8 protein-coding genes are annotated in these 13,834 nt (G+C 56.6%); 2 read left to right on the forward strand and 6 right to left on the reverse strand.

Features of this window, described 5'->3' with window-relative positions; all coding sequences use genetic code 11:
• Positions 1-6: 6 nt before the first annotated feature.
• Positions 7-1,470, reverse strand: a complete 1,464-nt coding sequence (locus FGU71_RS07970) for an alpha/beta fold hydrolase (protein WP_199799165.1) — start codon at positions 1,468-1,470, stop codon at positions 7-9.
• A 170-nt stretch (positions 1,471-1,640) separates the two neighbouring features.
• On the opposite strand from FGU71_RS07970, the gene FGU71_RS07975 reads away from it, so the two are divergent.
• Together FGU71_RS07975 and FGU71_RS07980 are read left to right on the forward strand one after the other, a co-directional pair.
• Positions 1,641-3,077, forward strand: a complete 1,437-nt coding sequence (locus FGU71_RS07975; protein ID WP_142788071.1) for a LytR/AlgR family response regulator transcription factor — start codon at positions 1,641-1,643, stop codon at positions 3,075-3,077.
• 196 nt (positions 3,078-3,273) lie between these two features.
• Positions 3,274-4,032, forward strand: a complete 759-nt coding sequence (locus FGU71_RS07980) for a cistern family PEP-CTERM protein (RefSeq protein WP_142788072.1) — start codon at positions 3,274-3,276, stop codon at positions 4,030-4,032.
• Positions 4,033-4,126: 94 nt separating this feature from the next.
• Here the strand turns inward: FGU71_RS07980 and FGU71_RS07985 are convergent, their stop codons facing one another.
• From FGU71_RS07985 to FGU71_RS08005, 5 genes are all read right to left on the reverse strand, one after another.
• Entirely contained in the window at positions 4,127-5,650 is a 1,524-nt protein-coding gene (locus FGU71_RS07985) for a tetratricopeptide repeat protein (RefSeq protein WP_142788073.1), read from the reverse strand.
• Between the two features lie 115 nt (positions 5,651-5,765).
• The gene (locus tag FGU71_RS07990) at positions 5,766-9,122 is read right to left on the reverse strand and encodes a TonB-dependent receptor domain-containing protein (protein ID WP_185960238.1); all 3,357 of its coding nucleotides are present in this window, start codon (positions 9,120-9,122) and stop codon (positions 5,766-5,768) included.
• A gap of 269 nt (positions 9,123-9,391) precedes the next feature.
• Positions 9,392-10,669, reverse strand: a complete 1,278-nt coding sequence (locus tag FGU71_RS07995; protein WP_234035692.1) for a Xaa-Pro dipeptidase — start codon at positions 10,667-10,669, stop codon at positions 9,392-9,394.
• 91 nt (positions 10,670-10,760) lie between these two features.
• On the reverse strand, positions 10,761-11,924 hold the full coding sequence (locus FGU71_RS08000) for a hypothetical protein (RefSeq protein WP_142788075.1): 1,164 nt from the start codon (positions 11,922-11,924) through the stop codon (positions 10,761-10,763).
• Positions 11,925-12,060: 136 nt separating this feature from the next.
• Positions 12,061-13,575 (reverse strand): tryptophan halogenase family protein, encoded by a 1,515-nt coding sequence (locus FGU71_RS08005; RefSeq protein ID WP_142788076.1) that lies wholly within the window; start codon positions 13,573-13,575, stop codon positions 12,061-12,063.
• Positions 13,576-13,834 lie beyond the last annotated feature (259 nt).

Raw genomic sequence — 13,834 nt, forward strand, 5'->3', positions numbered from 1 at the left:
TCGGCCCTACAATCCCGGAGGGCTTGAGAAGTCTGGCGCTTCGGCCACGATCCGGTCGGATTTTGCCGTTTCGCCTCGCATGAATTGATGCATCGCCTCACCAACTTCGGGTGTGGTCATAAACAGATTGTGGCCAGCATTCTCAACGAAGATCTGCTGCACATTGCGCAGGCCCGCTGTGGCCTCTGCATGGGCCTCTGGATAGGTCCGGCCATCAAGCGATCCGGTGAACATCAAGACCGGCACATCGCCAAACGGCCCATCGCGAAAATTCGGACCCAGATCGATCTCTTCAAATTCACCAAGCATTTGAGGCATTGGAAAATTGACGTATTTGCCGAGCGGCGACAAATCTGCCTGCCGCTCGAACGCTTTCATGCGGGCAGGGGTGATGCCGGATGCACGGTCCATCGCCAAAGGCATGGCGGCAAAAGAGATCGGCTGATCCGGTGTCCAGAAGCGCTGAAAAATTCCAATGGTAAGGGTCGTATCGCCTTCATCAAGCTGCCGGTACATTTCCAGCAGGACCGAGGCATATTGCGGGTCCATGACCAGTCCGCCACCAAATTGCTGCAAATGCCGTCTTTGAAGCATCAAATCGTATGTGCCGCCATCCCGTTTGGGGATCGTCAGCTTCATCGGTTCTTTATCCAGCTTGGCATTCACCCGCTGCATCAGGCCAACGATATCAGGGTAAAGCGCGCGGGCTTTCGGTTGGGCATTCACAGCCTCCTGCAGGCGCTTGAAATACCCCATCGTTCGCGCTGGCAGCTTTACCGTCTGATCCAGACCTTCGGTGGCCGCCATAATAACGCGGTCGAGTTCATCGGGGATCGCTGCGATGGAGGCGAGGGCCAGATGACTGCCATAGGAGATTGACCAGAGCGAGATTTTCTCCGCTCCCAGATGCTGACGCAGATCGGACAAATCCTGAGCGCTTTCGGCGGTGTTGAAGCCGCGCAGATCATCACCGCTGGCTTTCCATTGCGCTGCACATTCGCGCGCGGCAAGGCGGTGCCTCTGATCGAATTCGGCGTCGCTGATTACCTCCATCTCGCCAACATTTATGCGGGATACGCAGCGTTCCGGGCTGTCGGATTTTCCGGTGCCGCGCTGATCAAATGCGATGACATCCGCGTGCTGGCGCATCGCCATGAACAGCGGAAAACGCGGGCCGGTCGCTGTATCAATGCCCGATCCACCCGGACCGCCGGATAGATAGACAATCGGGCTGCCCGGCGTATCTGTGGTTGCAGCAAAACGGACATAAGCGATCTTCATGGTGCCGCTGTCGGGATCGCTGCGGTTGACCGGAACCGTCAAAAAGCCCTCAACCGCCTCGACGGTTTCCCCGGTTTGCGTTTCAAACATGATCGTTTGTTCGTTTGGCGCCGCGATAGCATCTGTTGATCCTAAAGCAGTGGATGCAAGGGCAAGCGCCATAGCGGTGATTAGAGGGGCTGTGTTCATGCTGTCTCTCCCGATTGGGTGTGAATTCGATAAACCCAAGAATGGCGCAATTGCGCGCTTTTCAAAGGGTTCGATCTGTAAGCGGGGGGTTATGATCGCTGAACGGCGGGACTTCCCACTCAGCGGCGGCTATAGAATTTCGCGTGTTTCGGATTGCCATTCTTTTCCTGATGAGCCTTGCGCTGCCGGCTGCTGTCCAGGCGCAGGAGTCGCGGAACTTTATCGACCATCCGATCACCGTTTGCGATGCAGACCCATTGGCAAACAGTCCGCCCGATTTCACAGACCCGGATTGCCGTATGATGCTTTTCTACGAGGCTGACCCGCAAGACCGGCAGATCTGGATCGAGCTCATATTCGATGCCGATACCGCGATGATCGAAGCGGGCAAGCCGATGGGATTGTTCTTTAGTGCCAAGGCATCAAGCGAGGCGTTCCTGAATTCGGTAACGATCGGCGCGAATGGGGTGCCGGGTACTTCGGCTCTAAGCGAAAAGCCGGGTGATATGGACGCGGTGTTTTTTGTGCCCGAAGGGACGCTGAGGGCGACTGACAACCGATTGGTGATGCGTCTGTCATCCATGAATGGCGGCATCAATCTGCAATCACCGATCCACGCAGCCTCTATCGCTCCGTATCGCAATCCGCGTCAGCCCGGACCTGCGACATGGTTTGTGTTGATCACATTCGGATTGTTAATTGCCGCCTGCGTGTATTTCGGGGTGGATTCGATCCGCGCTAAACAGCGCCGGGATTCCGCGGTGATCGCGATGATCGCATTCGCAAGCGCCGCGCAGCTGGCGGCAGAGGCCGCGCGCGATATTGTGCCATATCCCTATCCGCTTCACGATTTGCGCCTGTCGCTGATCCTGACTTTCGCGATCGCTTTGGGGCTTAGCTGCACGGCCTATGGGTTGCTCGTCCTTTTCCGCCCGCAAAAGAAAGCGCGCTTGATTGCGCTTTTGGCGCTGTTGGGGGTGATGCTGATGATCACTCTGTTCCAGCAAGGCTTTGATATCAAAACCGTGCTGGTTTTGCTGTCCGCGTCTCTCGCGATCAGCGCCGCAGGTGTTGTTTCGCGGGCTCAGGGCAACCGGAATGGGCAATGGTTCGCTTTGGGCGGTGCAATCATCGGTGTCGCTATTTTTGCTCTCGGCGGCCTGTTTCTTGATACGCTGCTTTATCTTTTGATTGCCGCATTCCTGCTCTGGATGCTTGTTGTGCGGGCGAGGGGTGGGGGCCTGCCTGATCTGGCTGCGATACAGGCGCCAGCGCCCCCGAAGCGGATCGAACTGTCCAGCAATGGAAAGATCGAGTTTGTTGATACAGGCGAGGTGATACGTTTCAGCGGCGCTGGCGATTATGTCGAAGTGTTTTTGAAGAGCGGAAGGAGCGGTTTGTCAAACGCGAGCCTGACAGCCTTGGAACGCGAACTGCCAGACACTTTCATCCGCGTTCATCGCTCGCACATTGTCAACGCCGACCATGTGCAATCATTGCAGCGTGAAACTGCCGGAACCGGCGAACTACAGATGGCAGACGGCAGCAGTGTACCGATCAGCCGCCGCAATATGGCGAGTGTCAAAAGCGCGCTTGTGGAGCGATAAAGTCAAAGGCCATGGTGCCCGATAAAAATTCGCCCCATCTTCGTGGTTCATCTGCCCGCGATAAATTTGTCGGATTTTTTGACAATCAGGAGCCTCACGCTCGCCCATTAACCATCGAAAGCACAGAAAACTGCCGTTGGCATACAGATTGCATTCTTTCGCGTTAACGCAATCTAAGACGTTTTAGGATATGGAAATGAACACACTCAAAAGCCTTGCAACCGCTTTCGCAATGATTGGTGCGACGATCGCGGCACCCGCATTGGCCGAACCGATCATGCTGGATGCCGGCGATATCGGGGAGAGCTTTACTGTGACCTATGATGGGTTTGCAGATGGGCAGACCATCGATGGTCTATCAGCAGAGACCGTGTTCACGCTGACCGGTGTAACCGGTTCAACCTATACCTTCGATTATTCGGTTACCAACACGACAAATTCGGGTGTCGGCTCGCGTATTTCCAGTTTCGCATTCAACACCGATCCTGACATCAGCAGCGCGGTTTCGACAGGTGTGTACGATAATGCTGTGACGGATTCGAATTATCCGAACGGCATCGGGACGGTAGATGTCTGCTTTAAGGCTGCACGGACCAATTCCTGCGCGGGCAACCGAGAGGGCCTGTTGGCCGGCGAAAGTGGCTCAGGTTCGCTGACACTTAATTTCCTGACGGCGCCGACGACGCTCACATTGGATGATTTCTTTGTCCGGTACCAATCAGTAAGGGGCGTGAAAGGCGTTTCTTCGGCCAGCGGTCAGCAAACGAGCACGACCAGCACGTCTACGACGACAAGCAGCACGTCTACGACGACAACTAGCACAAGCGGCGGAACACCGGTTCCTGCGCCGGGTGGTATGCTGGGGCTGTTTGCATTGGCGCTTATCGGCTTTGGCTTGGTCCGTCGCCGTCCGCGCAGCGCCCAGCGCGCTCTGGGCAATCCTGCCTACGCATAACGTTCCCTAGTGGGGCTCGCCCCGCTTTATAAAAAGGCCGCTGAGGGACTGCATCGCAGTTTATCAGCGGCCTTTTTCGTTTTGCTTTGCGGGATCAGCCGCGTTTTGCGGCGGCCAGACGGCGCGCTATCGCGGTATTATCGGGATCGAGCCGCGCTGCCTTTTCCAGCATCCTTAGGCCGCGCGTTCGGTCTTCTCCGGTTTCAAACAAGATCCAGCCCGCAGTATCGAGAATGGCCGGATGATCCGGCGCGATATCTACGGCCTGCAAAGCGATGCGGACCGCGTCTTTGTTTTCGCCCAGTTTTGATTTGGCATAGGCGAGATTGTTCAGAACCATGGCATTCGGTTCAGCGATCCGGGCATTGATCGCTTCATAACTGCCGATCGCCTTGCGCCATTGTTGATTGCGAAGCGCGCTATCCGCCTTGGCCAATTCACCGCCAAACCATTCCGGCGTCGTTGATTTCTCACGCGCAGCAAACCGCGCCGCAGAGCTGTCACCGGCTGCGCTGGCTGCGTTTGCGGCAATCGCCAATTCTTCGGGTTTTGCATCAGGCCGTTCGGCGAGACTGCGGATCGTTGCAAGAGCGGCTTTGGGTTCTCCTGCCGCCAGCTCAGCCTCGGCAAGCAGAGCGCGGGGCTTGCGTAGAAACGGATAGTCTTCAACCAGAGGTTCCAGCCAAATCCGCGCCTGAGCGACCTGACCAACCCGCAACAGGGCAGTGGCGTAGGTCGCTTGCTTGGATGGATCCTGGCGAAGGGCGGCTTCATGCGGCTGAAGCAGCTCGCGGGCGGTCTGCCATTTGTTTTCTTCGAGTGCGATCCGCGCTTTGAGATGGATGACATCAATCGAATCTGGAGCGCTTTGGGCCAGCTGGCTTGCGGCTTCTTTTGCCGCTTCAAGCTGTCCCATCTCCCCAAGCGTTGCGGCCCGTCCCAGCTGTGCGGGGAAGTTTTGAGGGTAAAGCTTTACGGCTCTCTCATAAGCGCCAAGGGTCGCAGGCAGATCAAAAAGCGCCTGATTAACGCGCGCCGAAACCAGTAGCGCATCGATATTGTCCGGCCCTTGCGCAAGCGCCTGTGAAGCCGTGCCTTGAGCCGCAGCGACATTGCCTTCGAGCAATTGAATTTGCGCTTTCACGGCAAGCAGGCCGGACCTTTCGCCGGGCAGGGTTTCACCACTGGCGATTGCCCGTTTCGCGGCATCAAGGTCATTCAGCCCCAAATGCGCCAGCGCGCTCAGGCGTGCGGCATCGGCCGTCTTGGGCTTTGCCACAGTTTCTAAAACGGCATTGAATTCACCGCGCAGCAGCTCGGCCTCTGCCACCAGCATAGTGTATTCGGCCGGTTGGTTCGCCTTTGCAATCTGGGAGAGCGAGAGCATCGCGCCCTCTCCATCGCCCATCGCGATTTGGGCCCGCGCAAGCAGCGTAAGCGCCTCTGTGTCGCCGGGTAAATCTTTCAAAGCCGAAACGGCATAAACCTTCGCGCCTGAATAATCATGGGCGTCATAGCTTGCCTCTGCTTCGGCCAGCTTTTCCTCTGGCGCAAGGCCGCAGCCGGTCAGCAGTGCAAGCGAGGCGATCCCGGCAAGGGTGATGTGCGTCATTTTCATAAGAGGCACATTACGCGCAAACCGTGAACTTTCGATAAAACACACGGTTCGGAAACGAAAAAGGCGGAGCAACCCGAAGGTGCCCCGCCTTTTCAAAGTCCGTCGATGCGGCGCGTTACATAGTAGCGCGGATACCCATGAAGAACAGAGTGCCAACCGGGCTAACCGGATAGGCTTGCTCGGTCACGAAGGGGCTCTCGTTGAACACATTGTTCACACCGCCATACACGTTGAACATATCACTCACTTCATAGCTAAAGCTGATGTCGTGAATGAATGTTTCCTTGGTCAGACCATTGGTTGGCGAGAACAGATCGTTCGCGGTGGTGCCAACATCTTCGATTTCAACCGAACGCAGCGCCTGTCCGTCAAGATAGGTTGTACCCCAGGTTACGCTGAGACGGTCCCAATCCCATGTCAGCGAGGCGCGGCCAGCCCATTCAGGACGCTGCAATTCGCCCAGCTCAGGGTCGACCAGTGTCAGATCGCTTGGATCGAAGAAGTTGTTCAGCTTTTCAACATACGTTCCGCTACCGGCGAGCGTGAACCCGTGGTCAGCGAGGTCAAAGCTGTACCGAGCGCTGAATTCGACACCCGATGTTTCAAGACGGGCAAAGTTCAATGAAGTCTGACGTAGGAACGTGAAACCCCCTGAGTTGCCGCTACGATCGAACAAATTACAGAAGCTGTTGTTGATGCTCGAGCTATCCACGCAGTTGTCGACGATATCCTGGGCCGAAACCGTGCTGATCGCGTCCTCGATTTCGATGTTGTAATAATCGACGCTGGCGATGAAGCCGGGGAAGAACGACGGCGTGAATTGTGCGCCGACTGTCCATGTTGTGGCCGTTTCAACATTCAAATCTTCGTTGCCACTGATCGAACCCGAGAAACGCGCTGTCAGCGGGTCGACATAAACATACGGGCTGTTTGGTCCGATAGCCGTGACCCCGTCAGCTTCAAATCCATCACCATTTGGATCTCGCGGATCGAAATTGATCGTATTGAAGAAAGCGGTGCAGTTGGCCTGACGCAGTGCCGCATCGGGCGCTGATTGCAGGTTGCCGGCATCGCATGGATCGACCGGACGGAAGAACGCGCCCTGTGCTGGGTTGAACAACTCGTTGATGTTCGGCGCTCGGACCGCACGCGAGTACGTACCGCGGAACAGGATATCTTCTACCGGAGCGTAAAGGCCGTTGACGTTCCATGTGAAGTTGCCGCCAGCAGTCGAATAGTCAGAGTAACGACCGGCTGCGCTAACCTCGAGGGTTTCGGCAAAAGGTACACCCTGCAGGAACGGCAGACGGATCTCGCCGAACACTTCGGCCACAGTGAACTCACCGCCAGCATTGTTAATGGTGGTGGATGGATCAAACACGAGCGAGTTTTGCGCATTCGGCAGATCGCGAACGAGATCGCCAGCATTGCCGTCCGGCGTTGTCACCGGAAGGATGCCAAGGACGAGCGGGTCAAAGTTCGACGTGCTTTGCTCTTCACGGAACTCGAAGCCGCCAGCAAAGCCAACAGGACCGCCGGGCAATTCGAAGAAAGCGCCGGTATCACCAGCAAAGATCGCACTGAAAACCATCTGTTCGAGCTGGAATTCATTGACGATTGTCGCCGTGATAAAGTCGATTGCTTCCTGGCTGATCGCGCCAACCCCGCCAAGAACGTTGGCTGGTTTGCAAGAGCCGTCGCCCGGATTGAAGGTGAAGAAGCCCGGATCGCCAGCAGGAATACCAAATGGCGTGGTGGCCGGTGCGGTCGGATCAACGTCCGAACGGCAAATTGGATTGCCTGAGATTGGATCGCTGATCACGTCGATCGCGGCGTAGAAGCGGTCCAAAATCACACGGTTGGCATCCAGAGTTGTCTGGTTGAATTTGCCGTAGTTCGCGCTGATTTCGTAATTGAAATGGTCGGTGATGTCGCCCTTCACCCCAGCCACGAACCGGAGGGTTTCAAATTCGTTGCGATTGCGGTTTGGACCAAGATCGGTCGGGTCACGGGTAAGGTAGAGGCCTTCTTGGACGCCGTCACCAAAGAACAATGGCGCTACGAAGTCCTGCAAATCGCCCGTGATAAACGGGTTGTCTGCGCGAATGGTCAGCAAGTCATAAAAGGTGTTCGGTTGCGCCTGAAATTCGGCTGCGTTCGAAACATACTTGCCTTCGAAGAACACAATCGCTTCTGGCGAAATCTCGTAATTCAGGTTGGCGTTGACCGACCAGCGCTCCGTTTCCGGGATTAGCGAGTTCGAGTTGAAGTTGTTCTGGATGCCGTCGCCGCCGAACTGGTTAAACAGACCGGTGATCTGGCCGTCTTGATAGACGGAAAGGCTGCCATCGGCATTGATAACCGCACAACCACCCGCGAGGCCAAAGGCGCCCGGATTGAACGTGCTGTTATAGCCGACTGCAGATTCAAGACAGTCAGCGGTGCCATTGTTGTTGATATCGGGGCCATCGCTGAGACCGATATCACCCGGTGCGACAATGCCGCCTGCCGAGGACAAGGAGAAACGCGGATCACCAGCGATAAAGCGGCGCGGCGCGTTCAAAGCGCGATTGATCAGCGCCAATTCCGTTGCAGTGGGGGTAAAGCCGGTTGCATCGGTATCGATCAGGCCGCCAAGGATGGCTCCGTTGGCGTTGAAGTTTGGCGTATCGGCACCAAGCTCGCCGGTTTGGAAGAACAATGCAGGGTTGGCCTGATCATCGAACAAACCGTTGTCGCGCGAAAAGCTGCGCTCGCCAAAACGCAGTTCGTCAGCGCGGGCATATTCACCGGAAATGGTGATGTTGCCGCGGCCGTCTGCGAAATTGGCACCCCAGGTAAGGTCGCCATTGATACGGAAGGCGTCGCCCTCGGATGAGATACCCGATTGCACGTTTGCCTGAAGACCTTCGAAATCATCCTTGAGGACAAAGTTGACCACGCCGGTCACGGCGTCTGCACCGTAAATCGACGATGCACCGCCGGTCAGGGTTTCGACCCGCTCGACCAGAGCGGTCGGGATCGAGTTGATGTCAACGATCTGAGCGCCTGCAACGCCAGAAACGTGGCGGCGGCCATTGACCAGAACGAGTGTCCGGCCGGCACCAAGGCCGCGCAGGTTCAAGGTCGCCTGACCGACCGCAGAACCGAACACACCATCGATCGAGCCTTCGGTCGATGTCGAAGTCGAAAGAGCCGGAATATCGCGCAAGACGTCAACGACGTCGGCGGTGCCTGACTGGGCAAGCTGTTTGGCTTCGACGGCGAGAATGGGCGCTGGTGAACCGATGTTGGGATCGCGAGCGATGCGCGAACCGACAACAACAATCGCTTCGCCTTCGGCTTCGGGCGTATCCTGATCGGGTGCCTCTTGAGCGTGCGCGGCGAATGGCATGGCACTGGCTGCGGCGAGGAGGAGAGCATGGCGTGAGAGCCGGATCGGGCTCGAATTCTTGAGAGTTTGCTTAGTCATTACGTTGCTTGGCCCTTTTTGTTGCATCGCAGCACGTTCGCTCGTGTGGCCGCTGCGAGTCAAGCTGGAACCACAGCGGCGTTGCGCTTCTGCGGCCCGAGCGGACATATTGTTGCAAATATGCAATAATTACGTTGCGTAATCTGTGTTCGCCCCGGATCGTGCCGGTGCTCGCATGGGCGCAGCACTGGGCAAAGCGCTGTGCAAAGCGCTGTGCAAAGCACTGGCCACCGCATTGTGTATCTTCCCGAACCAGGCGCGCCGGCGGGCTACTCCGATTTGTGCACCGCGCCCTGTTTCATCACGAAGCTCACGTTTTCCAACAGGCTGATATCCGCCAGTGGGTTGCCGTTCACAGCGATGATATCAGCCGATGCCTTCGGTGCGATAATGCCGACCATACCGGTTTGGCCCAAAGCATCCGCCGCGTTGGATGTTGCGGCGCGCAATGCTTCTGCCGATGTCATTCCAAACCGAACCATCCGCGATAGCTGGCGCGCATTGTCGCCGTGCGGATAGACGCCGGCATCGGTGCCGAGCACCATTTTGACGCCGGCTTCGTGCGCTTTGCGGAAATTGTCGCGCTGGGTTTTGCCCGTCATCCGTTCTTTATCGAGGCTTTCGGGAAGGATGCCCGCTTTCTCTCCTTCGCCAAGGATGAATTCGGTGACGTAGATATCCATGGAAAGATACGCGCCGGTTTCTTTCGCCAGACGAATGCCTTCGTCATCGATGAAGCTGGCATGTTCAATCGTATCTACGCCCGCTTTCAAGGCATTGACGATCCCTTCGGAACCGTGCGCATGGCTTGCGACCTTTAGACCGTGGCTGTGGGCTTCCTCGGTCAGAGCGGTGAGCTCTTCGATTGTATATTGCGGCGCGCCGACTTTCGTCCCTTTCGACAGGACCCCTCCGGTCGAGCAGGTTTTGATCACATCAACGCCAAACTTGCGGTTCTTGCGCACTGCCGCGCGCGCAGCCCACGGGCCATCGGCGACGTTTTCACCAACCGCCTCGTATTCAGGGGGAAGCAGGTTGTTGTCCGAACAATGCCCGCCCGTGATCCCGATGGGCGGCCCGGAAACAAACATCCGCGGCCCCGGAATATCGCCCTCGTTGATCGCATCGCGCAATGCGACATCGCCGAAACTGCCAGCGCCGACATTTCTAACCGTCGTAAAGCCCGCCATCAAAGTGGTCTTGGCATTCACCACTCCGGTGATCGTTGCACGTTCATCCGAAATGGCAAGCCGCCGATAGCCGTGCATATCGCTATCGCTGGTAAGGTGGACGTGCATATCAATTAGGCCGGGCAGAATGGTCTTGCCGGCCAGATCGACATAGGAGGCATCTTCAATTTGCGGGGCTTCGCCGGTCGATACGCTTTCGATCACGCCATCGACGATCGTGATTACCGGGTCATTGACCAAAGCGCCGCGTTTCACATCAACCATTGCGTCCGCTGTCAGGATAACGGTGTCTGCCAGTGCAGCGGCGCTGCAAGTGACAAGGGCGGTAGCGGCAAGAGCGTGATGGACGAGTTTCAAGAGCGGTCTCCGGGAATACTATTGGGCCAGTGCGACATGCGCGGCGTAACAGTATTCCCGTAAACGGCAAACAGCGAAAGATTTCTGGTTATCAGTCGGTTTTGAAAACGTAGACCGGGCCAAGGTCAACTTGCTGCTCTGTCCCGCCGAAATACACCTGGAGTTCCGATCCGCCGGGCGTGAAATCACGCGGGGCCTGCGTTTCGATTTTGATAAGCTGCCATGCAGTTCCGATTTTGAAACGGTTTGAGGCAAAAGAATCGAACGGCGGGGCGGTGCCCTGAATCCGCGACGCGACGACCGCCTTGCCATCTTCTGCGGCTGTGCCGATTGTTTTTGCGGCAATCGCAATGGTCAACTTGTCCCCTTTCGCGATCGCTTGTTCAATCGGTATGGTTGCATACAGATCGGTCAGATTGGTTCCGGGCTGCGCCACTTCGAAACGGGTTGCTTTCATCATCCAGATTTCTGGTTCGTCGCGATTGGCATAGGTGCCGGCCGATCCTCCGAATTTCCAGCGGGCTTGCCCCGGATTGTTGATAAGGCTGCCTAGATCCGCCAGTCCGTCCGGCATCTCCAGTTCAGGCGTTTCTGACCGTGCCGCCGCGACGGTTACAGGGCCTTCTTCGGCGATCTTGGATGCGCCGGAAACGACGATGGCTTGGCCGATTTCGATAATCTGGCGTGTCCGCCCAAACTGGATTGATACGATCCCGTCGCTGCTTCGCAATGTCTGTTCCGCTTCGGCGGTGACTTCGTACCACGCCCATTCCTTGCCGATGGACAATGTCTCTTCGCCAAATCCGGGGAATGGTTCGGCGTTCTGCTGGAACCGGACCCGTACGATCCCGAGACCGTCTGGTGTGTCGGCTTCGACGGTGCGCGCATAAAAGCCGACGGTAATCGTCTTGCCGCGCTTCACTTGCTCGGTCAGCGGCACGTTGGTGCCAGCGGTGTAGATGAATTCCGAAGCGCGCTTTATTTCAAAACGGCGCGCTGCTCCGCCGCCTGGGATGCTGTCATCAACAATCGCGCTCGCTTCCAGATCAGCCCCGTAACTTTGCCAGTCAATGCGCGAGGGATTGTTCACCAGATCGCCGGGCAATTGCGCATCGAGCGCTTTAAGCTCCGGGCTATCCTGCGCTGCTGCGGGTGCCGCGATCAGGCCCGCTGCCGCGAGACACAAGGCCGCGCCCACGATCTTTAGATGCGCTGGTTTTTTCCGATGAGATGCGATTGCTTTGTTGGTTCCCATGATATCCTCTCCCAGTATTCCAGCGCCTGCCGCCGCAAGCGCTGCCAAATTCAGTTAACGTTCTCAATTTGCATCGATTTGTATCGCCTTCAGGCTGAACCCGCGCTTTATCGCCCGGTCATACCCGGTGCGCAGGTCATGCTGCCTTTGCAGGACAATAATTGGCGAGGTAATCGCCATGGCCCGGCATATGCTGCACCAGATAACGGATGGATTGTTCCATCTCGTCGATCTCCTTGCGGGTGCGGGCATGGTCGATTGCATCGGCCATCGCGTTGTGCCCTTGCATCGCAATGCCCTGACCCATCATGACCGCCGCCCAGCTGGTTTCGGTGAACAGTTCATCTTCTTCCCTGAAGATTTGCCCGTTCGCTTTGAACAGCTCGATTTTCTCGGTCAGCGAATCGGGCACGTCCATGGTGCGCACGTAATTCCAGAAATCCGTGTCATCCCGCGATGTCGCGTTGTAATGCAGGATCAGGAAATCCCTGATGCGGCTGTATTCGCGCAGGGTAAGCCGGTTAAAGGCGTCTTGCTGAGTTTGCGTGATCCCATCCAGCGAAAGCATCGAAATCAGTTTGTTGATGCCGGTGTTCACAAGGTGGATCGAAGTCGATTCGAGCGGCTCCATAAACCCGGCTGAAAGGCCGAGCGCCACGACATTCTTGTTCCAGAACTTCTTCCGGTAACCGGTCTTGAACCGCAGGAAATTTGGCTCTGCCTGAGGCTTGCCTCTGATGTTCCCTGTAAGGATATCGAGCGCCTCCTGATCCTCCATGAAATCGCTGCAATAGACATGCCCGTTGCCGTTGCGGTGCTGCAACGGGACCTGCCATTGCCAGCCAGCCTTGTGCGCTGTGGCGCGCGTGAACGGCGGAGGCGGGCTGCCATCGTCCCGTTTGCAGGGCAGGGCTACGGCGCGGTTGCACGGCAGCCAGTGGGACCAATCTTCGTATCCGGTTTCAAGGGCTTCCTCGATCAGCAAGCCCCTAAAGCCAGAGCAATCAATAAACAGATCGCCTTCGATGACGCCGCCTTCTTCCAGTTTTACAGAGGTTACGAAGCCGCTTTCTGAATCGAGCTGGACGTCGCAAATCTTGCCTTCCTTACGCACCACGCCGCGCTGTTCAGCGTATTTGCGCAGGAACATCGCATATTGTCCGGCATCCAGATGATAGGCGTAATTAACCGGCGGCAAATCATCGCGCGTTTTCTGATAATCTTCGCTGCGGGCAAATTTGCCGAAATGGGCGGCCATCGTTTCGACATTGAAAACCTGAATGGGGCGGTTGTCACCGCTATTGGCGAGCCGGTGCCAGATGTGATGAAACGAAATCCCGCCCATCGCATATCCATAGGCCCCGAACGGGTGAATATAGCTGTCCCCGATCTTGCCCCAGTTTTCGAACTGGATGCCCAGCTTGAACGAGCCTTGTACCGAGGCGAGCATTTCGCGTTCGTCGATTTCGAGCAGTTCGTTGAATTCGACAAACGGCGGGATCGTTGCTTCGCCCACACCGACCGTCCCGATCTGTTCCGATTCGATCAGTGTGATCCCGAGCTCGCGATTCTGTTTAAGCCGCGAAAGCGCAGCAGCAGCCATCCAGCCCGCAGTTCCGCCGCCAACGATGATGATGTTTTGTATTGCCATTTGATCCTCTGCCCGCGGCTTTTTTAATACGATGCGCCTTACACACATCGAGGTGTGGGCAAAATCCCACACTCCCAATCTGCATTATGAAGTTTATATTGCAAGTCTTGTGAACGCTAACAATTTTCGCTAGCCACCCAATAGCCCAACAATGGGTATGAACCCAATTATGGGGTCTTGGGGAGGTTTAGATAAACATGAAGACGGCTCGTATTGCGCCTTCACGGCGCTTCTTTGCATTGAGCACTGCGTCCGGTTT

The organism is Erythrobacter insulae (assembly GCF_007004095.1).
GTDB classification, from domain to species: Bacteria; Pseudomonadota; Alphaproteobacteria; order Sphingomonadales; family Sphingomonadaceae; genus Erythrobacter; species Erythrobacter insulae.

Bases quoted from the DNA above. Each gene is read 5' to 3' on its own strand.
- FGU71_RS07985 (WP_142788073.1), bottom strand. From the start codon at position 5,650: ATGAAAATGACGCACATCACCCTTGCCGGGATCGCCTCGCTTGCACTG.
- FGU71_RS07980 (WP_142788072.1), top strand. From the start codon at position 3,274: ATGAACACACTCAAAAGCCTTGCAACCGCTTTCGCAATGATTGGTGCG.
- FGU71_RS07970 (WP_199799165.1), bottom strand. From the start codon at position 1,470: ATGAACACAGCCCCTCTAATCACCGCTATGGCGCTTGCCCTTGCATCC.
- FGU71_RS07975 (WP_142788071.1), top strand. From the start codon at position 1,641: ATGAGCCTTGCGCTGCCGGCTGCTGTCCAGGCGCAGGAGTCGCGGAAC.
- FGU71_RS07990 (WP_185960238.1), bottom strand. From the start codon at position 9,122: ATGACTAAGCAAACTCTCAAGAATTCGAGCCCGATCCGGCTCTCACGC.
- FGU71_RS08005 (WP_142788076.1), bottom strand. From the start codon at position 13,575: ATGGCAATACAAAACATCATCATCGTTGGCGGCGGAACTGCGGGCTGG.
- FGU71_RS08000 (WP_142788075.1), bottom strand. From the start codon at position 11,924: ATGGGAACCAACAAAGCAATCGCATCTCATCGGAAAAAACCAGCGCAT.